Genomic DNA, 540 nt, shown 5'->3' on the forward strand with positions numbered 1-540 from the left:
AGTGCTTGTCTACAGGGCGGTAAGGGTGATTTCCTTAAGATCTGCGAAGAGTTCAGCGCTCTTGTTTTCGACATACTTAATCATTACCACCAGATAATGAAGCGCCTAAAAGGTAAAATGAACTTGGCAGTAGCTATGCCTATGGCTGACCTTAAACACCAGATTACCTGCTTAGTCTACGATGGCTTTTTGCAATCCACGCCCTATACCTCGCTAAAGAGCTTTCCTAGATATTTGCAAGCTTGCTCTCTACGCTATGACAAAATGGCAAGAGATATGGCCAATGAAAGGCGCTATGTACCCTTACTATCCGAATGGTGGGAGCAATACGAACTTCGAAAAAAACAGCTGGATGCTCAAGGTTTAAAGTGCGAAAACCTGGAGCGATTTCGCTGGTTACTGGAGGAGCAACGAGTGTCTTGGTATTCACAGCAATTGGGTACGAGTGAGACTGTCTCAGAGAAAAGGTTAAACAAACTCTGGGAGAGCGTTAGGCGGTAGCCGAATACTCACCAAGGTTGGCTCAAATATTGGTTGTCA

At 45.0% G+C, this 540-nt stretch carries 1 protein-coding gene; it reads left to right on the top strand.

The genetic code is table 11. The features are described from left to right. A partial coding sequence (locus A3729_RS09825; RefSeq protein WP_156497856.1) for a DUF3418 domain-containing protein occupies window positions 1-501 on the top strand: 501 nt, incomplete at its 5' end. Between the last annotated feature and the right edge of the window lie 39 nt (window positions 502-540).

The organism is Oleiphilus sp. HI0043 (assembly GCF_001634935.1).